The organism is Bacillus sp. NPDC077411, assembly GCF_044543425.1.
GTDB lineage: Bacteria > Bacillota > Bacilli > Bacillales > Bacillaceae_G > Bacillus_A > Bacillus_A bruguierae.
Genome location: NZ_JBITWA010000014.1, coordinates 105,877 through 129,178, shown reverse-complemented (window position 1 = coordinate 129,178; position 23,302 = coordinate 105,877). Strand labels below are relative to the sequence as shown.

The 23,302-nt window shown below is 35.8% G+C and carries 18 protein-coding genes; 9 read left to right on the top strand and 9 right to left on the bottom strand.

Annotated features, from left to right (window positions below; translation table 11 throughout):
- The first annotated feature begins 42 nt into the window (after nt 1-42).
- Nucleotides 43-426, top strand: a complete 384-nt coding sequence (gene kapB, locus ACIGHG_RS17750; protein WP_336474547.1) for a kinase-associated lipoprotein KapB — start codon at nt 43-45, stop codon at nt 424-426.
- A gap of 45 nt (nt 427-471) precedes the next feature.
- Here the strand turns inward: kapB and kapD are convergent, their stop codons facing one another.
- The gene (gene kapD / locus ACIGHG_RS17745) at nt 472-1,095 is read right to left on the bottom strand and encodes a 3'-5' exonuclease KapD (RefSeq protein ID WP_336474546.1); all 624 of its coding nucleotides are present in this window, start codon (nt 1,093-1,095) and stop codon (nt 472-474) included.
- A gap of 593 nt (nt 1,096-1,688) precedes the next feature.
- Here kapD and ACIGHG_RS17740 point away from each other — a divergent pair.
- On the top strand, nt 1,689-3,014 hold the full coding sequence (locus tag ACIGHG_RS17740; protein ID WP_336474545.1) for an ArsB/NhaD family transporter: 1,326 nt from the start codon (nt 1,689-1,691) through the stop codon (nt 3,012-3,014).
- 235 nt (nt 3,015-3,249) lie between these two features.
- Here the strand turns inward: ACIGHG_RS17740 and ACIGHG_RS17735 are convergent, their stop codons facing one another.
- Nucleotides 3,250-3,738: a hypothetical protein gene (locus tag ACIGHG_RS17735; RefSeq protein WP_396549658.1), complete on the bottom strand. Its 489-nt coding sequence runs from the start codon at nt 3,736-3,738 to the stop codon at nt 3,250-3,252.
- Between the two features lie 139 nt (nt 3,739-3,877).
- On the opposite strand from ACIGHG_RS17735, the gene ACIGHG_RS17730 reads away from it, so the two are divergent.
- Nucleotides 3,878-4,561 carry a DNA alkylation repair protein gene (locus ACIGHG_RS17730; RefSeq protein ID WP_396549656.1) on the top strand — a complete coding sequence of 228 codons (684 nt, stop codon included), beginning with the start codon at nt 3,878-3,880 and terminating at the stop codon, nt 4,559-4,561.
- Between the two features lie 649 nt (nt 4,562-5,210).
- The gene (locus ACIGHG_RS17725; RefSeq protein WP_396549654.1) at nt 5,211-6,587 is read left to right on the top strand and encodes a glycine--tRNA ligase; all 1,377 of its coding nucleotides are present in this window, start codon (nt 5,211-5,213) and stop codon (nt 6,585-6,587) included.
- Nucleotides 6,588-6,683: 96 nt separating this feature from the next.
- On the opposite strand, the gene ACIGHG_RS17720 is transcribed toward ACIGHG_RS17725, so the two are convergent.
- The gene (locus tag ACIGHG_RS17720; RefSeq protein WP_090918988.1) at nt 6,684-7,061 is read right to left on the bottom strand and encodes a hotdog fold thioesterase; all 378 of its coding nucleotides are present in this window, start codon (nt 7,059-7,061) and stop codon (nt 6,684-6,686) included.
- Nucleotides 7,062-7,155: 94 nt separating this feature from the next.
- On the opposite strand from ACIGHG_RS17720, the gene ACIGHG_RS17715 reads away from it, so the two are divergent.
- The 5 genes from ACIGHG_RS17715 (at nt 7,156) to ACIGHG_RS17695 (ending at nt 12,956) form a co-directional block, all read left to right on the top strand.
- Complete coding sequence (locus tag ACIGHG_RS17715; RefSeq protein ID WP_396549652.1) at nt 7,156-7,899, top strand: DUF3298 and DUF4163 domain-containing protein; 744 nt, start codon at nt 7,156-7,158, stop codon at nt 7,897-7,899.
- 50 nt (nt 7,900-7,949) lie between these two features.
- The gene (locus tag ACIGHG_RS17710) at nt 7,950-8,540 is read left to right on the top strand and encodes a biotin transporter BioY (RefSeq protein WP_090918984.1); all 591 of its coding nucleotides are present in this window, start codon (nt 7,950-7,952) and stop codon (nt 8,538-8,540) included.
- A 404-nt stretch (nt 8,541-8,944) separates the two neighbouring features.
- Nucleotides 8,945-10,501: a murein biosynthesis integral membrane protein MurJ gene (gene murJ / locus ACIGHG_RS17705; RefSeq protein ID WP_396549650.1), complete on the top strand. Its 1,557-nt coding sequence runs from the start codon at nt 8,945-8,947 to the stop codon at nt 10,499-10,501.
- Nucleotides 10,494-11,567 (top strand): glycosyltransferase family 4 protein, encoded by a 1,074-nt coding sequence (locus ACIGHG_RS17700; protein WP_396549648.1) that lies wholly within the window; start codon nt 10,494-10,496, stop codon nt 11,565-11,567. Before murJ ends, ACIGHG_RS17700 begins: the two co-directional genes overlap by 8 nt.
- Before the next feature lie 12 nt (nt 11,568-11,579).
- The gene (locus ACIGHG_RS17695; RefSeq protein WP_336474537.1) at nt 11,580-12,956 is read left to right on the top strand and encodes an O-antigen ligase family protein; all 1,377 of its coding nucleotides are present in this window, start codon (nt 11,580-11,582) and stop codon (nt 12,954-12,956) included.
- A 28-nt stretch (nt 12,957-12,984) separates the two neighbouring features.
- On the opposite strand, the gene ACIGHG_RS17690 is transcribed toward ACIGHG_RS17695, so the two are convergent.
- The 6 genes from ACIGHG_RS17690 to ACIGHG_RS17665 form a co-directional block, all read right to left on the bottom strand.
- Nucleotides 12,985-15,531 carry a YfhO family protein gene (locus tag ACIGHG_RS17690; RefSeq protein ID WP_336474536.1) on the bottom strand — a complete coding sequence of 849 codons (2,547 nt, stop codon included), beginning with the start codon at nt 15,529-15,531 and terminating at the stop codon, nt 12,985-12,987.
- A 125-nt stretch (nt 15,532-15,656) separates the two neighbouring features.
- On the bottom strand, nt 15,657-18,353 hold the full coding sequence (locus ACIGHG_RS17685) for a YfhO family protein (RefSeq protein WP_336474535.1): 2,697 nt from the start codon (nt 18,351-18,353) through the stop codon (nt 15,657-15,659).
- 80 nt (nt 18,354-18,433) lie between these two features.
- Nucleotides 18,434-18,856 carry a GtrA family protein gene (locus ACIGHG_RS17680; protein WP_336474534.1) on the bottom strand — a complete coding sequence of 141 codons (423 nt, stop codon included), beginning with the start codon at nt 18,854-18,856 and terminating at the stop codon, nt 18,434-18,436.
- 12 nt (nt 18,857-18,868) lie between these two features.
- A complete protein-coding gene (locus ACIGHG_RS17675; protein ID WP_396549645.1) occupies nt 18,869-19,873 on the bottom strand; it encodes a glycosyltransferase family 2 protein in 1,005 nt (334 codons plus the stop codon).
- A 140-nt stretch (nt 19,874-20,013) separates the two neighbouring features.
- A complete protein-coding gene (gene galU, locus ACIGHG_RS17670) occupies nt 20,014-20,898 on the bottom strand; it encodes a UTP--glucose-1-phosphate uridylyltransferase GalU (protein WP_396549643.1) in 885 nt (294 codons plus the stop codon).
- 596 nt (nt 20,899-21,494) lie between these two features.
- Nucleotides 21,495-23,222: a phospho-sugar mutase gene (locus ACIGHG_RS17665; protein ID WP_336474531.1), complete on the bottom strand. Its 1,728-nt coding sequence runs from the start codon at nt 23,220-23,222 to the stop codon at nt 21,495-21,497.
- Nucleotides 23,223-23,302: the final 80 nt, after the last annotated feature.

Here is a 23,302-nt window from a genome sequence, read left to right as displayed (position 1 = left end):
TCATTCTCTTCCATTGCTTACTATGAAAAAGGGGTGAAAAATATGAATGAAACATTCCAAATTGGCGATGTTGTAACAGGTATTTATAAAACAGGTAAATACATCGGGGAAGTCACAAACGTTCGTCCGCAGCATTATCTTGTAAAAGTGCTCGCTGTTGTGAAACATCCTATGCAAGGCGACCTGCATAATGTAAAACAAGCTGATGTGCCTTTTTTCCATGAACGCCGCGCCTTAGCATTTCGTGAACAAACGAATATCCCGCAACCAATGGTGAAACGCTATGAAGGCGATGTGCCAGATTATAAGGAATCACTGCAAAAAGCATTAACAGAGCAAATAAGGCAATTACAAGAAGACGACACGCCATTCGCGCAGCGCAGCTTACAAATACTAGAGCAGTTAAAGCATGATTATCAATTGTAAAAACAACAAAACGACCAAATTACAATTAAAATTGTAATTTGGTCGTTATTGTGCACTCACTCTTTTTAATACTTTTGAAAAGTCTACAAGCTCACCAAGTGTCGGGGGAGCTGGTTTTACTAAGTATTGCTTATCTTTCTCAACAAGTTTAAAAATATTATATGTCGTCATCGCATCGTCTAACGCACAGTGATGCTTACCTGTCCCGACCTTTCCGTATGCCTCAATTGCTTTCCATAATCCAGTTTGGTTGCGCTCTCCAAAAAAACGCTTATACTCTAATGATAAGTCACGACATTTCCCTGCAAATGGATAAGGAATATTAGCTACTTCACAATTATTCTTCAGCACTTTCATATCCATATTTCCCCACGTCACAACTGTTGTATTGCAACGTTTTTCATAGCTTGCTAGTCGTTCAACAAGCATTGCAAATGAAATCCCACTGTCCACCGCTTCTTGCTGAATTCCTAAAAATGTTTTGCACCGTTCTGTTAATACCGAAAAAGTTGCTGGTTTTACATAAGAAGAATACGTATCAACTACAACATGATTCACAACCGAAACAATTCCGACTTCAATAATTTCCGGAAAAAACCCTTTTGGTTTTTTGCGATTTTGAGGCATCGTGAACTCAAAATCTAAAAATAAAAGTTGTTGTTCATCCATACGATCCCTTCCTTATAAAGTGAAACTTCCATCAGTAGGATCTCCTTCATCCCCCACTGATGGTTAGTATTAACGGGCACTTATCCCCCACCTATCTTCTTTAAAAAAGCGGAAGCGGCTCGTTCAGAATCGCAGGACGCCCACGCCCCTGACAAAGAAGCGCTTTTTGCCTCGTCCAAGGGGGCGAAACGACCGGAGATTCTAGCCGCTAGAGCTGGACAACTTTTCTCTCCAAATCTTGAGGTGGGGGTCTTACTGCCCGCAAGTAACCGGATAAACTCTTCCATATTCATCCAGCATACTACAACAAATAACTACGAACACTTTTCAACTTACGAATTTTAATGTAACGACGTAACCCAAATGAAAATTTCTCTTCATACATTCCATGAGATGTATCTTATATATATGTCAAATAGCAGCAAATATTTGCAAAAACAAGAAAATAGCTTAATTCATTTTTGCAGAAAATATGACAAAACTGGGGCTTTCATTTACAGCATACATTTTTCTACTTTATAATGACTTTAATTGTGTTTATTTCGCAATTGTATCAAATAATAAGAAAAAACTACTGAGAGGAGATGAGATTTTTGCACGAAACAACACAAGAAATTGCAAACTGGCAATACTATTTTGCAATTGTTGTCTTTTTGGTTACATATGCCATTATCATTTCTGAAAAAATTAATCGTGCTGTCATCGCGCTGCTCGGTGCAGCCTTAATGGTCATTGTAGGCGTTGTTGATTTACATAACGCTTTTACAAAGCATATTGAATGGGGAACGATTACCTTACTTATTGGTATGATGATTTTAGTTAACATTACAAGTAAGTCGGGAGTCTTTCAGTACGTTGCGATTAAATCCGCTAAAAAAGCAAAAGGAAATCCAATTCGCATTTTAATTGTTCTTTCCTTACTAACTGCAGTTGGTTCTGCTTTTTTAGACAACGTGACAACTGTTCTTCTCGTTGTACCAGTTACACTATCTATCACACGTATTTTACAAGTTAATCCTGTTCCGTATTTACTATCAGAAATTATTTTTTCAAATATCGGTGGAACAGCTACACTTATCGGTGACCCGCCAAACATTATGATTGGCTCATCAAATAAGCATTTAGATTTTAATGCCTTTTTAGTGAACTTAGCTCCAATTGTAATCATTATTATCGCTGTAACAGCGGTTATGTTGTACTTCATATACAGGAAACAATTGGTGGCTGACCCGATTCAAATTAAAAAACTAATGAGTTTAAATGAAAAGCAATATATTAAAGATCCAGTGCTCATGAAAAAATCATTAACGGTACTTGGCCTTACAATCGTCGGCTTTATGACACACTCTATTTTTCACATTGATGCAGCAGTTATCGCCTTAACAGGAGCAACTGTATTAATGTTAATCGGTGTGAAAGAACATGAAATTGAAGATGTATTTGCGCATGTAGAATGGGTTACTATTTTCTTCTTTGCTGGTTTATTCGTCCTTGTTGGCGGCCTGATTGATATCGGTTTAATTAAATCGTTAGCACAGCAAGTATTAAATGTAACTGGCGGTGACATTTCCTTCGCTTCTGTACTTATTTTATGGGTATCAGGTATCGCTTCCGCAACGATTGACAACATCCCATTCGTTGCAACAATGATTCCACTTATTAACGATATGACAGTCGGACTTGGCTTAACACCAGCTGATGCACAAGTTGATGTACTTTGGTGGGCATTAGCACTTGGTGCTTGTTTAGGAGGAAACGGAACATTAATTGGGGCATCTGCAAACGTAATTGTTGCAGGTATCGCAAACCGCGAAGGGCATGGCTTTAGCTATATGGAATTCTTAAAAGTCGGCTTCCCAATTACAATTGTTTCATTAATCATTTCGAACATTTATATTTATTTACGTTACTTAATGTAAATAAATGCAAATTAAAAACCAACATGAACCCTTTCTTTTTAGGTGGCCAAGAACTTCTGGCCATGCATAGAAGCGGTCAGATCCTCATCCTGCCCTATGCGTCGTTAAAACAAAGAGAGAAAATGAGTGAAGAGCACTTTTTGTTTTGCATGGCAGCGACTTATCTGCCGAAAAATCAAAATGGATTTATAAATAAGAAAAAACGGAAGGAGAGCCCTTCCGTTTTTTCTTTCTCTCAATATCTCGGTTCATTATTTCGGATTACGAATAAGTGAATCGGAAGAAAAATAGAACATGTAATAACATGTAGAACCGTATATAATACTGCATTTGTTGTGTATCTTTCAAATAATAAATAGATAACATAAATTCCTAATACAAATAACAAAATTGACGATACAACATTTAAAAACGGAATCCATCCGATAATAAAGCAAGCAACATATACACCAACTAACTTCCAACCTGATTGTGGCTGCATAAATTGCGGGAATTTCTTTCCAATTAAATCTCCCCATGTTTTACAATTTAAAAGTGGAATAAATGCAAAGAAAGCATCTTCCCGCTCATCCGCTTTTGCCATGTTATACAAAGCAAATGCCGTTAACAAATACGCCACCAGAGCCCAAACTAAAAAGATAATAACAAAAATAAGTCCTAACGCTAAAAACCAGGCTATAATCCCATCATTCGGTACACCGTCTATTACAATTTGACTCTCCATCCTAATACCCCCTTCTGTCTTAGCTCCATTCTTTTTCTATATATTCGTCACGAAAAGTATTAAGAAGTGGATAAAAAAATTTTTATCTTTACCAAAAAGCGGTACACTTAAATAAAAAACACGAATAAGGAGTGAAAATATGCACCCTTTCACTGAAAGCTTACAAAAACACTTTGAAGCACATCGAAACCGTGAAAAAGCAGAACCAATGGAACGTTATATGAAAAAACACTTTCCCTTTCTCGGCATTCAAACACCAGAGCGAAGGCAATTGTTTCGTGAAGTACTGCAAAGTGCTGAAGCACCGAAAGTAGCAGACCTTCCCGTTATTATCCGCGAACTTTGGACACTGCCAGAACGAGAATTTCAAATGCTCGCTTTAACTCTACTAGATAAATATCGAAAGCACTTAGATGAAACGCATATCCCACTTTTAGAAGAGCTCATTACAACAAAATCATGGTGGGATTCTGTAGATATGCTCGCAAGCCATTTTATCGGCCTTATCTTAGCAGCGCATCCACACTTAGTCGAAGTGTATGTGCAAAAATGGATGGCATCTCACAATATGTGGCTGCAAAGAACATGCCTTTTATTTCAACTCAAGTATAAAGAAAAAACAGATACGAAACTTCTCTTCTCGTTAATCGAACAGCTCAGTCACTCTAAAGAATTTTTCATCCAGAAAGCAATCGGTTGGGTACTTCGTGAATACGCAAAAACAAATCCTCAAGCTGTTTGGGAATTCGTACAAACGCATGACCTCGCACCGCTTAGTAAGCGTGAAGCAATTAAACATATTAAAGCTGTATTTGTGCAATAAGTTTTGGGCTATACTACATAACAGACACTGCATGGACTAAGCAAAACACACGTATCTCTATTGTGAATTAGAAAAGAACATGATAGAATATGGTCATCTATTTTTTAAATATGGTAGCGATGAAGGATAAATAAGTACTTGCAAAAAAGAAGCGATTCAGGGATGGTGCAAGCCTGAAACTGCAAGGAAACAGGCAGTCCCGAGCAATACAGTATAAAGTGGACATACACAGTTGTGTGTCAACTAGGGTGGAACCGCGGGCAAACGCTCGTCCCTAGGCAAATAAGCCTTGGGATGAGCGTTTTTTTATTTGAAAAGCGAAAGCGGCTCGCTCAGAATATGAGGGGGATGGAGCTTCTGACATAGAGGCGTTCTTTGCCTCGGCGGAAGACGCGAAGCCACCGAATATTCTAGCCGCTGGAGCTGGATCTATTGAAAAGCGGCAGCCGCTCGCTCAGAACAGGAGGACGTTGGAGCTCCTGACGCAGAGGTGCTCTTTACCTCGCAGGAAGGCGCGAAACGACCGACTGTTCTAGCCGCTGGAGCTAGATCTATTGAAAAGCGGCAGCCGCTCGCTCATCTAATCGCTTCTCCAAGTACTACACCACCTTTCATCGCCAATACGTTATCTTTTAAGGAGGAATTGGAAATGGCTTCAATGGAGCAAATCGTAAACTTAGCAAAGCATCGTGGTTTTGTTTTCCCTGGTTCTGAAATTTACGGCGGTCTTGCAAATACTTGGGACTACGGTCCACTTGGTATCGAATTAAAAAACAACGTGAAAAAAGCTTGGTGGAAAAAATTCATTCAAGAATCTCCGTATAACGTAGGTTTAGATGCAGCAATTTTAATGAATCCAAAAACTTGGATAGCATCTGGACACGTTGGAAACTTCAATGATCCAATGATCGACTGTAAAAAATGTAAAGCACGCCACCGTGCTGATAAATTAATTGAAGATGCTTTAGAGGCAAAAGGCATCGAAATGATCGTAGATGGTCTTACTTTCGATCAAATGGCTGGATTAATGAAGGAACACGAAGTAAAATGCCCAGATTGCGGCAGCGAAGACTTCACTGAAATTCGCCAGTTCAACTTAATGTTCAAAACATTCCAAGGCGTTACAGAATCTAGCACAAACGAAATTTTCCTTCGCCCAGAAACAGCACAAGGTATTTTCGTAAACTTCAAAAACGTACAGCGCTCTATGCGTAAAAAGCTTCCATTTGGTATCGGTCAAATCGGTAAAAGCTTCCGTAACGAAATTACGCCTGGTAACTTTACATTCCGTACGCGTGAGTTCGAACAAATGGAACTTGAATTCTTCTGCAAACCTGGCGACGATTTAGAATGGTTCACATTCTGGCGCAACACTTGTAAAAACTTTCTTCTTTCACTTGGTATGAACGAAGAAAGCATGCGTCTTCGTGACCATGGTGAAGAAGAATTATCTCACTACAGTAATGCAACAACTGATATCGAATTTAAATTCCCATTTGGCTGGGGCGAACTATGGGGCATCGCGTCTCGTACAGACTTTGACTTAAACCGTCATATGGAACATTCTACTGAAGACTTTAATTATGTAGATCCACAAACGAATGAGCGTTACGTACCATACTGCATCGAACCATCTCTTGGCGCAGATCGCGTAACATTAGCATTCTTATGCGATGCATATGAAGAGGAACAATTAGAAAATGATTCTCGTACAGTTCTTCGTTTTCACCCAGCATTAGCACCATTTAAAGCAGCGATCCTGCCGCTTTCTAAAAAGCTATCTGAAGGTGCCGCGGAAGTGTTCGCAGAACTTGCGAAAGACTTTATGGTAGACTTCGACGAAACAGGCTCTATCGGTAAACGTTACCGCCGCCAAGACGAAATCGGTACACCATTCTGTATCACTTATGACTTCGACTCTGTTGAAGACAAAGCAGTTACAGTCCGTGACCGTGACACAATGGAACAAGTACGTATGCCAATTACCGAACTAAAAGACTTCTTAGAGAAGAAAATTCAATTCTAATGAAAAAAGGACTGCTTAAAGCAGTCCTTTTTTACGTGCTCATCGATATATCAGCGGAAGTAGAAATAGTCCATCTCTTCTCAATATGAATCGTTTTTATCTTTTTTCTTTTACCGCAACTGTACATCTTGAAATACAAATTAAATTATTTTCTTCATCAATAATTCGAATGTCCCAAACCATAGTCGTCTTCCCTTTATGAAGCGGTGTTCCAATCGCAGTGACTATGCCGTCTCGTTTAGACTGCAAGTGATTTGCATTAATTTCAAGACCAAAACAAATATATTTATCTTGATCAATTAAATTATATGTACCGACACTAGCAACTGTTTCTGCTAAAGCAACAGATGCTCCTCCGTGTAAAAAACCAAATGGTTGATGCGTACTTCCATGCACTGGCATCGTCGCCACAACCTTTTCCTCTGTCATTTCTAATAATTCAATACCTAATGCTTCCATTAATGTTTTAGACATCTGGTTGTCCCCTTTCAAATTACCAAAAAATGCATAATAAAATCTATTTCTTTTCAAACTATTAGTAAATCTATAATACATGGAGGTATATTATATGAAGAAACTATTATATATCATGTTACTTTTTTTCCTCTCTACTGCTATTGTACCAAAAGAAACAATAGCAGCCCAAGCATCTAACATTACAATTGAAGTTCATACTGCAACACAAAAAGGTAAAAAACCTTATTTGGAATATCAACTCAATTATCCACAATTTCATAACATTTCAGATGGACAATTTCAAAAGAAATTAAATACGTATTATGAGAAAAGCGTAAATAGGTTCAAAAAGAAATTAGAAAAAGATGCAAAAACATATTATGAACAATCAAAAGAAACCGATGCTCCGTTTCATCCATATGTTGCGAATGTTGACTACAAAGTTCCATTTAATGCATTTCCATTACTCAGTCTATATGTAAACTATTATCAATATACAGGCGGTGCTCACGGCATGTATGAATGGAAAGCAAATACGTTTGATGTTCAGCAGAACAAACCGCTTCGCTTAGCAGATTTATTTCAAAAAAATAGTCAATATGAAAACATCATTAAGACCGAAATCGTTAGACAAATCGAGCAAAATAAGGAGAATTTCTTTCCAGATGCTGCCGAGAAAGTAATGAATGAAAAAAAACTCAAATACGTTTTAGAACAAGAAAATTTGGTGATTTATTTCCCGTTATACGAAATTGCACCATACGTCAGTGGCATTCCACAATTCCGTATTCCTTATACGCTACTTCGTGAAGTGTTAGAGCCAAAGTATCAAAATATTTTAATTGACAATGCCTAAACAGATTCAGTACTATAATGTTAACCGAATAACGACAAGGGGTTGACATTATGAATAAACTTCGTGTATTAGACTTAGCTTTAGCCGCGATGTTTGTCGCACTTATGGCGATCGGTGCCAATATTACATCTTGGGCACCATTTCTACAAATTGCAGGTGTTCCGCTTTCTATGCAGCCATTCTTTGCTATTTTAGCTGGTCTTCTTCTTGGAAGCCGCCTTGGGGCCTTATCTATGATTGTTTATACATTAGTTGGAATTGCTGGAGCACCTGTATTCGCCGGCTTTAAAACTGGATTTAGTCAACTATTAAGTCCAACTGGTGGATTTATTATTGCTTTCATTCTTGTTGCTTATATAACAGGTAAAATCGTTGAGCAAGTGAAAAAACCAAAATTCGGTACATTCATTGCAGCTTCTACCGTCGGAATCATTCTTATCTATGTCATTGGAACAACTTATATGTACTTAGCTATCAATAGCTGGATGAACGGTCATATTAGCTATGTAGCTGCTTGGAAAGTTATGATGTGGTTTGCAGTAAAAGATATTATCTTTACAGTGATTGGCGCAATCATTGCACCTCGTATATACTATGCTGTTCGCCGTTCTGCGTATCAAAATAGCCGCTTGGCATCATAAAGTGAAATATCCATCAGCAGATGCTTATTGCCCACGAATAGCGTGATAAATTGAACACATTATTTTATACTATTGTTTTTCTATAAAAGACGGGAATCGTTATTGTCTTTTATCCCGCATTAACGGGCAGTAATACTCCCACCTTAAAATTCAGCGAAAACAAAGAAGTTAGGCGGGAGGTAAACTGCCCGTAAAAGCCCGATTGGTGAGGGCTAATAATCAGTGGGGGATGAAGAAAACCCCCACTGATTAAAGTTTCACTTTATTACGAGCTAAAGAGGATATTCTCCTATTGGATGATATCCTCTTTTTCATGGGAAACATTTTCTATATATATTTGATTTTTACATACAAATAAATTATGCTTGAAAAAGAATTAAATTAAAGTAAGGATTTGATTAGAAATGAGTAGAGAAGCCTCTCAAGACAAGACAAAAAGATTTCTCATTGTAACACTATTTTTCACCCTTGGGACAGCTTTAGGAAAACTACTTGGATTTGCAAAAGAAGTAACACTTGGAGCTTATTTCGGTACAAACTATGCTGTTGATGCATACGTTGTCGCTTTAAATATACCTACTATTGTTTTCACTGGTATTACAGGAGCTTTCGCCTTTTCTTTTATTCCTATCTTTATGGAATTAAAGGGAAAAGATCCGGTTAAAGCATATCGATTTATGAATAATTTTTTAAACATTGTTCTACTTATTTTTTTCATTCCGCTTTTGCTCATTGAATTGCAGCCCCGCTTCTTCATTTCAATATTTGCGCACGGGCTCCCTGAGCAAACAGCTTTATTATCGGCTTACCTATTACAAATTATTTTTCCGACTGTATTTTGTACATTCATGATTGATATTTTTAATGCTTATTTGAACAGTTTACATAAATTTCGTATTACGAGTATGCAATGGGTTATATTAAACGGGATTACACTTATTATTTTCGTCTTGCTTGTAAAATGGATTGGAATTTATGCACTTGCACTCGGTGTTATTGTCGGAAACATCGTACAAAATACACTCGTCTATTTCGCTTCTAAGAGGGAAGGATATCGCTATCAATTTATAATCGATTGGAAAGATCCTTCTTTAAAAACAATGATTTCTTTGAGCATTCCTGCTTTTATTACAAGTACATCTGTTCAAATTAATCTACTTGTAGATCGTACACTAGTCTCTGGATTAAAGGAAGGATCTATTGCGGCTCTTAATTATTCCCAAAAGCTATACTTTATTCCGCTTGGGTTAATTGCTGCTCCTGTCTTAACAGTTATGTATCCTAAATTTGTTGAGTACGTAAATCAGTCAAACTGGAAAGACTTTGCAAAATTAATGGAAACAAATATAAAGGTGCTGTTATATTTATTTATTCCTGTCTTTATTTATTTCACCTTTTTTACAGAGGAAATTGTCAAAGTTATTTATAACTATGGTGCATTTGGGAAAGATTCTATTATGATGACAGCAACCGCGTTGCAATTTTATGCGTTAGCTGCCCTCATGCAGCCATTAAAAGACTTACTTGATCGCTTGCTTTTTTCTTTGAAGCTGAATCGATACATTATGTATGCATCGATTATTTCCATGATTATAAATGTTATATTATGTATTATACTTGTTAACCAGATTGGTTTAGCTGGTGCAGCTCTTTCCACTTCAATAGCATCAGCGAGCACTGTACTTATGCTATTATGGATGCTACAAAAATTCATGAAAGAGAAAGAACAGGTGAACTTGCGCTACGGTGGCTTTTTATTCAAATGTATTGTTGCATCTTTTGTAAGTTTGTATACTTCCAAACTGCTGCTTCATTTCTTACATGATACAAAGTTGCTTATCTTATTAGCAATAGCAATTGGTGCCATCGTTTACTTACTCGTCACTTACACATTAAAGATAAAGGAGCTACAACAATTGCTATCGCTATTTTTAGGTAAAAGGAAGGATATAAATGAATAAAATTATGTACCTTTTAAATTATATCGGGGATGGAGGATCAGAAAAATACGTTCTAGATTTAATGGAATCTATTGGTCCAGAGCACTGTATCCTTGTATACTCTATCCCTGGTCCTTTCTTAAAAAAGTTTGAACAACTAAACGTACCGATGTACCGCATTAACATGCGTCATCCTTTTGATATACAAGCTGCCATACAATTAAAGAAGATTATAAAAAAGGAAAAAATCGATATTGTCCATGCACAATTTTTACGTGAAAACTATATTGCGATTTTAGCCAAACTATTAGGTGCTCCTGTTCGGGTCATTTGGACATATCACGTAAATGTGCTGATGCCATTTCACCTAAAGTGTAGCAATTCCTTTTTTACTCGCTATAATGATGCAATCATTTGCATCTCTCAATTTATGAAGCAGCAACTATGTCAAAAGGGTGTACCAGAAAAAAAAATACATGTTATTTATAACGGCGTTGCAGATCCATATCCATATACAGATGTCCCTCTTTCTCAGCGTGGGCCGAAAAAAATTGCTGTTATCGGGAGGCTAAGCAAAGAAAAAGGACAACCGTTCTTATTAACTAGCTTGCAAAAACTGAAAGCTCTGCACCCATCTTTAGGGTGGCATTGCGATATTATCGGTGAAGGGCCATTAAAAACAGAGTTAATAACTATGATTCAAGAATTATCACTAGGTGAGCATGTATCATTAAAAGGATTTCAAGATGATGTTATAAAAGAGTATACAGAACATGATATTATTGTGATCCCATCAGAAAATGAAGGATTATCCTATGTCGCTATTGAAGCAATTGCTATGAAAAAACCTGTGATTGCAACAAATGTCGGCGGCTTGCCAGAAGTAATTGTTCATAATCAGTCAGGGCTATTAATACCGTACGGATCGGAAGAAGCTTTAGCTGCTTCCTTAGCACAATTATTACAAGATGAAAAGTTATATCATTCCTTAGCAGAATGCGGACGCGAACATTACCTACAACACTTTACTTTCTCAAAAATGGTGAACGAAGTTACAACACTTTATCGCATACCATCATCATGTTAAAGGAGAATATATATGACACATTCAACTCGATTCTACTATATATGGGCAAGTATCTTCTTCATTCTATTGGGATTACTGTTTCCATCAATTTATACCGGGCTTTTCATTTCTTTCGGACTAGCATATGCTGCTTTTCGGGATGAAAAGCTCGGTATTGCTTATTTATTACTATTTATTCCGATGCGCCCTTTTCTCGTTGCTTTTAATCCTGGGCTAAAGTTTATCGGTCTATTTATCATCATTGCACTCTTAGTGCGTCTATTATTGCAATATCGAAATAATATTCCAAAGCTTTTTTCATTCCGTTACTTTGAAATATTATATTTTCTTTTCTGCTTGTTTGGCGCTGGAATTGGTCTATTAAACGGCGTTTCATTTATTGCAATTGCTATGCAATTACACACGCTGCTTCTATTTTATTTTGTATACTATATTGTTTCTCGTATCACTGTTCAGCATGATGATATCGTATTTTTTGCGAAGATTACCTTTATTGCTTCTGTCATTATGTCTGTACAAGGTTTAATTGAAAAACTATCATTGCGCACCATGTTATTGCCAGAAGCTTGGAAAGATCTTGTGCTTGCTCCGACAAATAAAATTCGGATATACGGAATGGCCGGCGGTCCAAATGAATTGGCATTATATTTGACGTTAGCTTTTCTCATTTCACTATACGTTCTTCAACACGTATCAGGGAAAATGAAATATGTCACATATACAGGGCTCATGCTTATTGCCACGACACTATGGCTCACGTATTCACGAGGTGCCTTTCTAACAGTTATCGTCTTTGGACTTGTCTATCTATGTATCCACCGAAAGATGCCAATCTGGAGAGCATTGCTAGTCATCTCCCTTTTGTCATTCCTATGTGCAACATGCATCTCAAAAATGACAAACTACTTAGAAGGAGATCAAGTAGGCGTAAAACGATTTACAGAAGCATTGTCAGAAGACACAGTTGAACTTAGTAAACAAGACGGGCGCATTTACTATGTAAAAAAAGCAGTTGAAATCTTTCAAGATAAACCGATTACTGGCTATGGATTAGGGACATTCGGGGATGCTGCTACGCAAACTTTTTCATCACCTATTTATAAGCAATATGGGATTACATGGAATTTTTATTCTGACAATCAATACATTCAAATACTCGCTGAAACAGGTATCATTGGCGTGCTCTTATGTGCGGGATTTACCTTTGGATTCCTTTCTCTTCTTTGGAAATATAGACGAAAAGCACCATTTGCTCCTCTTACTCTATATTTAATAGTTGGAGCGATTATTGGCAGTGCATTTTATAACATATTAGAAAATGCTTCATTTATGATGTATTTCTTTTTAACAGCCGGGTATATACAGCATGCCACGAAAAAAAGCTACTGAGAATTCAGTAGCTTTTTTCTTTCTTATTCTATTTTTGTCGTAACCTTCTTACCTGTACAAAAGTAAATAATATAGTAAGGATGATGCTTACACCAGAAATCATCATACCAAGTTTTAATCCTGGAGAATGGTAAGTAAGCATAACTTCATGATTACCAGCTTCCGCCTTCACTCCTAACAACCCATCCATGACCGCTGTTGTAGGCTGCTCTTTCCCGTCGATTGTAACTGACCAACCGGCATCATAAGGAATCGGGAATACAAATGTAGCATCATTCTTTAATGCAATTTTTCCTTTAACCATTTTTCCTTGGTTTTCAGTAACCTTCATACTGCTTTTTTGTAATGCTTTTATTGTCTCATTAAATTTGTCTATGTCTAATCCATAGAACTGTAATCCTTTTAACGAAAAGATATCTTCATTTTCAACCTTGATCTTCATCGTTGTAATCCCATTTGTTGGGAAATACCCAAAATCAATTAAAGTTTTTTCAATATCTGGCGGTAAATAAGATGGATACTTTTCATTCACCATAATTTCTTTCCAATTTTCAATCCCTGTAGCTAATCCGTATAATTGAACCTCTTTTGGTATATTTACTTGAATCGTAATATATCCCGGTTTTTCCTTATTAACTCGTTCATATTTTCCTTCTTGTCCTGAAATAGCAGCCATATTTTCCAATAAAATTTTTGGATCTTCTAGCTTTTTAAACAGCGTTCCTTTTTTTATATTAATCAATTTTTCCTGGAAAACAAAAGGATTTTCTTCTTTTTTAGAAGGTATATGTTCGATTGGATAACCAAATGGAATCATATTGTTATTCTTAAATACATTAGCAGAGCCAAATTGATTTATTTTTTCATGTCCATATTTCGGTACGATGCCTTCTTCAATTTTATATCCAATTTTTAAAATCGCATCCATGAGCAACGTGTCACCATGGTTATTGGCTACTAAAAAGTCTGGAGACGTTGAATAGCCCGTTAGCTTTAAAAAGCGATGAAATGATCCGTTTGCCATCGAGTTAAATGTTTGGAAAGAAGGATAATCATATTGTAATGAATCATTTAGCGTTCGATAATATTTAGTACTTACACGATAATGCTCTGCATTGATTTCATTTACATATTGAATAGCTTGTTTCGCATCTTTGTTCAATTCGTACTCATCACGCTTTGTATAAGCCATTTCTTTATGCAATCCATAAATATATTTTCTTGTATTAAACCCTATGTCACATACTAAACATAGAAGCAATAATCCTGTCGTTATTTTTGTTAATGATGGTTTCATCATGCGAATATGCAATACGACCACGATAAAAGTAATAAGGATAGCGTTTATAAGCAGTGTCTTACTATGAACTACTTCATAATGTTTTACTGACAATGCATACAATAAAATCAAATGGATAATATAACCAATCCATAACGGCAATACATCTTTTCGACTGATATGTTGAAATACTCTCGCTGCCATAAAAACAGCTAACATTACAAAGACAAACGCAAAACGATATGGATATGCATTCGGCCACTTATTTCCATGCCACGCTAAATTTAAAAATGGAATTGCAAAACTACAAATTAAGAACAAAAATACAGCTATAGATAAGAATTTTTCTCGTTTATTAATTCCTTTATTAACAAAGTATAAAGGTAATAATACGAGTACTAATATAGATGCATATACGTTTGGAATACCAAATAAACTTGAATCATACCCACCAGATAATAACTTCCAATAGAAAAGAAGTAAATCTAGCTTCCATTCTAATTTGAACTCCGTTGAACCGATACTATATGGGTTACTCTTTAACGCTTCAAGAGTTGGAAGAATAATCACCGCTCCTATGCCAGCAGCTAATCCCGTTCCGAGGCAGAAAAGAAGAAAATATTTTCCCCACGTTTTTATGGCCCGAAACTCATATTGTGTAAAAAGTCGAATCATAAAATAAAGGAATGTAAAAATCCCAAACATAAAGGAAATGTAGAAATTTGCGATAAACATAATTGCTAACGAAAACGTAAAGAAAATAATCTTTTTATCTCGTAAAAGTTTTTCAACTCCCATTAAAACGACAGGTAGAAATACAATACCATCTAGCCACATTACATGAAACGAATAGGCCATAACAAAGCCTGATAATGCATAAGCTGTTGAAAATAATAACAACCCTTTATGCTGCTTTCCTATCACATAACGTAAAAACAAGCCGCATGTTACTCCTGCAAACCCTACTTTTAAAAGCGTAATAAGAAAAATAAATTCTGGAAGGTTTGCTTTATTAAAGAAGAAAAGAAGAAGAGAAAACGGACTTGATAAATAATAAGCAAATGTTCCAATAAAGTTAAGTCCCCCGCCTAACTCCATTGTATATTGTAAACTCTTTCCTTCTGTAAATACGCTATGTAAATAAGAATAAAATTGAACATATTGTGTGCTTAAATCACTAATTAATACTGAATAATTCCCAAACGGATACATACCAAATATAGCATAACTTAAAAGCAATATCCCAAACGGAATGAAAAAGAACAGTACGCCATATAACCCTCTTAATTGTTTCATTATTTTATGCTCCTGTTTTATTTTTTTTGCATACTTGCTATTTTCTCATATTAATGAATATTTGTAAAAAAAAACCTTTCTAAACAGGTTCTGTTACCCCTGCTTAGAAAGGATTCTCTTTCACATTACTTCCTCTTCTTTGACACGATAAAACAAAGAACAATCGCTGCCAATAAGCTAATAACAGAAACGATGACCCCTACTACAAATCCAGGGGATGTATACTTCAATTCAATTGTATGTGTTCCTTTTGGTAGTTCTACTCCAAGAAATGCATCATTTAATTTCAGTACTTTACCATCTTTTCCATCAATTTTTACTTTCCATCCTTTATCATATGGGATAGATAAGAAAAGGAGATTATCTTGTTTTACATCAATCTTCCCTTGAACACTACGACCCGTATAGTTTGTGACGTTCAATGGTTGTTGTTTTAATTCATTCACACGTTTTTCAAATGTATCTATGTCAAGTCCATAGAACAACTGCTGATCTAATTCAACGGAATGACGTTTTACCGTCACTTCTACTTCTACTTTTTCATTTTCAAAATAGCCTAAATCAAGAATACCATTGTTCCAATAATAAGATGGATAATCAGACACGTCGCTGTCTGGTCCCTCACCGATTGTTTTACCTAATGTTTTTCCATTTACGTAAACCTTTGTTACACCAGTTGGTTCCACACGTAATTTTGTATATAACTGTTGTTTTCCTTTAACATCAAACACGTATTTAATGCTTGCTGTCTTATCATCTTGCTCTTTGACTAACTGGATTGGTTTTTGATTTGTAAGAGCCGCTTTTTTCTTCTCAGCAGCAAGTTGCTTTTTACTTTTTTCTTCATCTGCTACTGCCAAGTTATTATATTGAACAGAAATTGGTTCAAGCGGTTTATAATAGCTTACAGGTTGTCCATTTAACTTGCCAATTAGTTTATTTTGCTCTTCAAATGAGTTTGTATAGTTGGTTTTTTCAACCTTTAATTTCTCTTTTCCTTTTGTATCAAACTCATCTTTATTGACCATATATCCAAACGGAAGGGCATTTTTATTCTCATATACGGAAATATCGCCGATATTATCGACTTTTTCAAAACCATATTTATTTAACGGACGATCTGAAATCATATACTTCATACCAAATAAGGCATCAGTTGAAACAATTCCTTTGCCGTTTTGCAAAATTAATGCGTCCAAATAACCGTAACCTAAATCTTGCATATATAAATTCAAATGCCCATTTGCAACAGAGTTGAAATGAGTAAGTCCTTTATATCCAAAGCGCATCGCATCATTCCAAGTTCTTCCCATTGTTGTTTCCATGCGATATAGCCCTTTGTCTTTTTCAGCTACTTTTTGAATTGTTTCTTCATATCCCGGATATGGAGATGCATATTCTTGACGATTAATGTAGCCATACTCATAGCCCATTAACTTAATCATATATACTGTGTTAAGTGCAACATCTAGCAAAGCTACAGCTACTAATGCGAAAGATACCAATGCTTTGTTCTTTTTCACTCGAACTTTTGCGTATAGTAACAGCGCATATACAACAACGAAAAAGATGTTTGCCATCATTTTATTCGATTGCATATAAGAAGGTGCTACTTTTCCAAGTAAAACAATCATAAATAGGTTAAAGAAAACGACCTTTTTCAATGCAGGTAATAATTCTTCTCCGAATACCATAAACGTTCGAACAGCCACATAAATAAGTGAGAATGACAATACAAACGAATAACGATATGGGAAATTTGTTGGCGGCTCAAAGCCATGCCAAGCAATATTTAAAAACGGTATTTCAAAAGAAAGAACGATAAAGAGCATCACTGCCCCGTATACAATTTTTTCTTTTAATGCAATTTTCTTTGTTACAAAGAACAATGGAACAAGTAACAGTGTCAATACACCAGCATACACGTTTGGCATCCCATTAACCGTTGTATCGGTAATTCCATTAAAGAAGCGACTATAAAAATCAAATGGATCGAAATTAAACGCTGTAGAAAATGGAAGTTTCGTACGTTCTGCAAAGTTACTCTTTAAGTCCATATACGTCGGCAGTATAATAAATGCCGCCATTCCAGCTGCTAAACCTGTTCCAATGCAGAACCATACAAACTTTTGCATAAATTGCTTTACATTACGAACGTCATAAAGGACACAGAAACGCACCACAAAGTAAATAAATGTAAAGATCCCTACCATATAAGAAATATAGAAGTTTGTAATAAACGTAAGAGCTAAACTAAAAATAAACAATCCGCATTTTTTAGTTGTCAACAACTTCTCAATTCCAAGCATAATGAGCGGAAGCAAATAAATTGCATCCAACCACATAACGCAGAAGGAATAGACTGTTACAAATGACATTAATGCATAAAAAGTTGAGAATAATGCGATTGTAATCTCACGACGCTTCATCATATAACTTAAATAATGCGTCATTGTCACACCAGCTAATCCAACTTTCAATAATGTCATAACCATAATTGCTTCCGGAATATGAGCACGATCAAAAAAGAAAATTAAAATAGAAAACGGGCTTGCTAAATAGTAGGCAAATACACCAAGAAAATTTAGTCCCATTCCGCCTTCCCAACTATAAAAAATGCTTTTTCCATTTTTCATAACATCATATAAATATGTGTAAAACTGTACATACTGTGTGTGCAAATCAGTAATAAGAATTGATTTTTGTCCAAATGGAGCAATACCAATCAGTATAAACATTACACCATAAATAGAAAACGGAAGGAAAAAAGCTAATGCATATAAAAATTTCTTTTTCTTAAATAAATCCAACAGTTGTTGCATTATACTCCTCCATATCATTCCTAGTTCGAAAATATATGTATAAAAAACAATAGCCGGCATAAAGCCAAGCTATTTGTTTTTTATGCATTTTGGCCTTGTTTCACTTCGACCTTCTTTTTAAAAATTATATATTTACTTGCAAAATAGTTAACAATTACAACAATAACATTCGCGATAATTTTAGATACTAAATCATTGATACCTAACCATTCGATTAATACAATCATGGAGAAAATATCGATGAAGTACGATAAAACGCGAAATCCCATAAAATAGAAAAATTCTTTCATCGCATGGGCAAAACTTGTTGGTTGACTTTTAAATACATACTTTTTATTTGTAACATACGCAAACAACACAGATACAATCCATGCGATTGTCGTAGCAACTTTGTAATCCATTCCAACTAAAGTTGCACAAACATAATACGTAACTATATTAACTAACGTCGTTAAACCGCCAAAAAGCAAATAGTTAAAGATTTCCTTCACTCTGTTATTCACGTTTTTAATCCCCTAACGATTTGATTTTACTTTATGGTCTTCTACGCGATATAACTTTGCTGTCGGCTTTTCATCCAAATTTGTTACTTTATCATCGTTATACTCATCTACAAAGTATAGTGGACGATTTTTCGTTTCGTTAAAAATACGGCCTAAATATTCACCGATAATTCCAACTGCAATTAATTGTACACCGCCAAGGAATAAAATCGCTGTCATCATTGATGGATATCCGCTCACAGATTCCCCATGAATAAGCGTCTTAATAATAATCCAAAGCATGTAGCAAAATGCACCAAATGATACGGTGAATCCTAAGAAGGATGCAAGACGTAATGGAAACGTTGTAAAGGATGTGATTCCTTCAATTGCTAAATCCATTAGCTTAAAGTAGTTCCATTTCGTTTCACCAGCTGCGCGTGGATCACGGTCGAATAAAATTTCTTTCTTATTGTATCCAATCCAACTGAACATTCCCTTTGTATAACGCTGTGTTTCACGAATTTGCTTTAATGCTTCCACGCAGCGTCTATCCAATAAACGAAAATCTCCTGTATTTTCTTGAATTGGGATTCTTGTTGTTTTCTTTAATAGGCTATAGAATTTTCCAGCTGTCCATTTCTTCGCCCAAGATTCTCCTGCACGAGAACGTCTTTTTGCATAAACATCATCATAGCCTTGCTCCCAATATTGAATCATGTCTGGGATTAATTCTGGCGGGTCTTGTAAATCAGCATCAATAATGATAACTGCATCGCCCATCGCATGATCAAGTCCTGCGATCATCGCTGTCTCTTTTCCAAAGTTACGAGATAAGTCTACATAAGAAATGCGTTTATCGCGTACTCGAAACTCTTTGATCATATTTAATGTATTATCTTTACTTCCATCATTCACAAATAAAATCTCAAAGTTGTAGTTTGGCACCGACTCAATTACGCCCGTCAACCGGCTATACAGCTGATCTAACACTTCTTCTTCATTATATGCCGGTACTAAAATTGTAATGGTCTTCAAAGAAGGTACCCCTTTCTTTTTCAAATTTTCTCAGTAAAGAACAATTTATAAGCACAGATTAGACATAGTAAATTGGATGTTTCCCTTAGAATACCTCATTCTCCAATTCACTATGTCTAATCTTACACATCTATCAATAATTAATTTTTAACCGCTTGTTCTTGTACAAGTTTTTGCATAATTTGTAGTAAATCTTCTTTTAATTCGTCATGTTGCAGCGCCATTTCAATTGTTGTTTGAATAAAGCCAAGTTTCTCACCAACATCATAACGTGTTCCTTCAAAATCGTAAGCGAATACGCGTTGAATTTCGTTTAGATTTTGAATTGCATCCGTTAATTGAATCTCACCGCCAGCACCGACATGTTGTTCTTCTAAGAAACGGAAGATTTCAGGTGTTAAAACATAACGACCCATAATCGCTAAATTTGAAGGTGCTGTACCTTGTGCTGGTTTTTCAACAAATTGTTTTACTTGATAACGACGGTCGTCTTTTTCTAATGGATCAATAATACCGTAGCGATGTGTTTCATCTTCAGGAACTGTTTGCACACCAATTACAGATGATAATGTTTTTTCATACTCATCGATCAATTGTTTTAAGCAAGGTGTTTCTGCTTGCACAATATCGTCTCCAAGTAATACAGCAAACGGCTCATCACCAATGAATTTACGCGCACACCATACTGCATGGCCTAAACCTTTTGGTTCTTTTTGACGGATATAGTGAATATCAACCATTTTAGAAGAAGCTTGTACCTTTTCAAGTAGCTCATACTTTTTCTTTTCTAATAAATTTTGCTCTAATTCAAAAGCATTATCGAAATGATCCTCAATTGCACGTTTTGTTTTGCCTGTAACGATAATAATATCTTCAATACCTGCAGCAACTGCTTCTTCAACGATATATTGAATTGTTGGTTTATCAACAATCGGTAACATTTCCTTTGGCATTGCCTTCGTTGCTGGTAAAAAACGTGTTCCAAGACCAGCAGCAGGAATAATAGCTTTTCTTACTTTTTTCATGTTTACAACCTCTTTCTTTATTGGTTTTACATGGCGAACATTTTTTTATTTCCTATCAGTTAATTTATCCTACACAAGATAAATTTATTGTACAAAGCACACTTAGTTATAGAGAAAATAATATGAAGAACCTCATCATATTAATTCTCATATTGTCTCTCTCTCTAGGAATCTTACAACCTTTTTCCTTTGTAATATTCCCTTTTTTTTATGACAAAGTGACATTCCCTACAAATTTTACATGATTGTCTCTTCATTAGTCAAGGTTTCCTCAAACTTGTCATAAATTTATAACTTAATAATACTCCTCTTTTATGAATAAAATGTCATATCAAGCTCTACTGTATAAATCCATTTTAACTTTCCGACATATAAGTCGCTGCTACGCAGAATACACCATGACCTCTACTTGCTTTCTCCTTTTGTTTTAAACCTTGCATGTGACAGGAAAACGCCCTGACCGTTTCTATGCGTGGCCAGATGTCCCCCTAAAAAGAAAGGGGTTTCACGTTGTTTTTACTTATATGAATGTCCATAAAATAGATTTGCCTGATACATCTCCTTTACAAAATAAAAAAAGGGATTTCTCCCTTTTTTTATTTTACTCGATTCATAATATCTTCTTTAATCGCTTCAAGCTTCTCTTCACTACGCTGCAAGGAATCTCCTTGTACACCAAAGTAAAACTTAATCTTTGGCTCTGTTCCAGATGGACGTAGGCAGAACCAAGATCCATCTGCCAAATAATACTTTAATACATTTGATTTTGGTAATTCAATTTCTTCTGTCACATTTTCTTTTACTTTTGTTCTAACGCTTGCTTTATAATCTTCTGCAATCGTTACTTCTAAATCTGCCACTTCTGTCGGTCTATTTTCACGGAACGATGTCATCATATTTTGAATTTGCTCTGCTCCGTCTTTTCCTTTTAACGTTAAGGAAACAAGTCCTTCACGGAAATATCCGTACTTTTCAAATACTTCAAGTAAACCATCATATAATGTTTTGCCTTGCGCTTTATAATATGCGGCAACTTCACATGCAAATAATACAGATTGTACTGCATCTTTATCACGGCAGAACGGGCGAATTAAATAACCATAGCTTTCTTCATAACCGAACTGGAATTCATATTCTCCGCTCGCTTCATATTGCTTAATCTTCTCACCGATAAATTTAAAGCCAGTTAACGTATCGATTGTATCAAGTCCATAAGATTTTGCGATTGTACGTCCTAATTCAGATGTAACGATTGTTTTTAATACAACACCGTTTGCCTGTAACATACCTTGTTCTTTCTTTTGTGATAATAAGTAATCCAGCATTAAAGCACCTGTTTGGTTTCCTGTTAATACTTGATACTCACCATCATGATTGCGAACTGCTACACCAAGACGATCAGCATCTGGATCTGTTGCAATTAATACATCTGCATCAATTTCTTCACCGTATCGAATTGCCAATTCAAACGCAGCATGTTCTTCTGGATTTGGTGATTTTACTGTTGAAAAGTCTGGATCTGGCTGTTCTTGTTCTTTTACAACAGTTACATTTTTAAATCCAACTGCCTCTAATCCGCGGCGAGCCGGAATATTAGATGTTCCATGCAAAGGTGAGAAGACAATTTTTAAATCTTGTCCAACTTCCTTCACAAGCTCTTTATTAAGAATAACTGTTTTTAATTGTTCTAAATATGCATCGTCAACTTCTTGACCGATGATCTGTAAGAGACCATTTTGTTTCAATTGCTCTACATCAGCAACCGCTACTGTCAATTCATCACTTACATTATTTACATACTGAATTAACTCATCTGCTTCTTTTGGAGGCAATTGTCCACCATCATCTCCGTACACTTTATAACCGTTATATTCCGGCGGGTTATGGCTTGCTGTAAGAACAATTCCACTGTACGTATGCAAATAACGTACTGCAAATGACAATTCTGGTGTTGGGCGTAGACTTTCAAATACATATGTTTTAATACCGTGAGCACCTAATGTTGCTGCTACTTCCATTGCAAACTCTGGAGACTTATGACGGGAATCATATGCAACAACAACGCCGCGTGCTTTTGCTTCTTCACCTTGATTTTCAATGAAACGAGCTAAACCTTCCGTCGCCTTACGAACAGTGTACACATTTAAACGATTTGTGCCGGCACCTAACTCTCCGCGCATACCACCTGTACCAAATTCTAAGTTTTTATAAAAACTATCTTCAATTTTCTTTTCATCACTTTGCATTGCTTCTAATTGCTGCTTTAGCTCTGCATCTAAATCTGCAAAGGAAATCCAGCGTTCATACTCTTTTTTCCATTCCATGTTGTTTTCTCCTCTCAATCAGCATAGTTTCATTATATGAAAAAAATTATGCTTCCCTCAATATTTTTTATTTTTTTACA

Bases quoted from the DNA above. Each gene is read 5' to 3' on its own strand.
- kapD (WP_336474546.1), bottom strand. From the start codon at position 1,095: ATGGATGAACAACAACTTTTATTTTTAGATTTTGAGTTCACGATGCCT.
- ACIGHG_RS17715 (WP_396549652.1), top strand. From the start codon at position 7,156: ATGAAGAAACTATTATATATCATGTTACTTTTTTTCCTCTCTACTGCT.
- ACIGHG_RS17695 (WP_336474537.1), top strand. From the start codon at position 11,580: ATGACACATTCAACTCGATTCTACTATATATGGGCAAGTATCTTCTTC.
- murJ (WP_396549650.1), top strand. From the start codon at position 8,945: ATGAGTAGAGAAGCCTCTCAAGACAAGACAAAAAGATTTCTCATTGTA.
- kapB (WP_336474547.1), top strand. From the start codon at position 43: ATGAATGAAACATTCCAAATTGGCGATGTTGTAACAGGTATTTATAAA.
- ACIGHG_RS17665 (WP_336474531.1), bottom strand. From the start codon at position 23,222: ATGGAATGGAAAAAAGAGTATGAACGCTGGATTTCCTTTGCAGATTTA.
- ACIGHG_RS17710 (WP_090918984.1), top strand. From the start codon at position 7,950: ATGAATAAACTTCGTGTATTAGACTTAGCTTTAGCCGCGATGTTTGTC.
- ACIGHG_RS17725 (WP_396549654.1), top strand. From the start codon at position 5,211: ATGGCTTCAATGGAGCAAATCGTAAACTTAGCAAAGCATCGTGGTTTT.
- ACIGHG_RS17735 (WP_396549658.1), bottom strand. From the start codon at position 3,738: ATGGAGAGTCAAATTGTAATAGACGGTGTACCGAATGATGGGATTATA.
- galU (WP_396549643.1), bottom strand. From the start codon at position 20,898: ATGAAAAAAGTAAGAAAAGCTATTATTCCTGCTGCTGGTCTTGGAACA.
- ACIGHG_RS17690 (WP_336474536.1), bottom strand. From the start codon at position 15,531: ATGAAACAATTAAGAGGGTTATATGGCGTACTGTTCTTTTTCATTCCG.
- ACIGHG_RS17730 (WP_396549656.1), top strand. From the start codon at position 3,878: ATGCACCCTTTCACTGAAAGCTTACAAAAACACTTTGAAGCACATCGA.
- ACIGHG_RS17685 (WP_336474535.1), bottom strand. From the start codon at position 18,353: ATGCAACAACTGTTGGATTTATTTAAGAAAAAGAAATTTTTATATGCA.
- ACIGHG_RS17700 (WP_396549648.1), top strand. From the start codon at position 10,494: ATGAATAAAATTATGTACCTTTTAAATTATATCGGGGATGGAGGATCA.
- ACIGHG_RS17720 (WP_090918988.1), bottom strand. From the start codon at position 7,061: ATGTCTAAAACATTAATGGAAGCATTAGGTATTGAATTATTAGAAATG.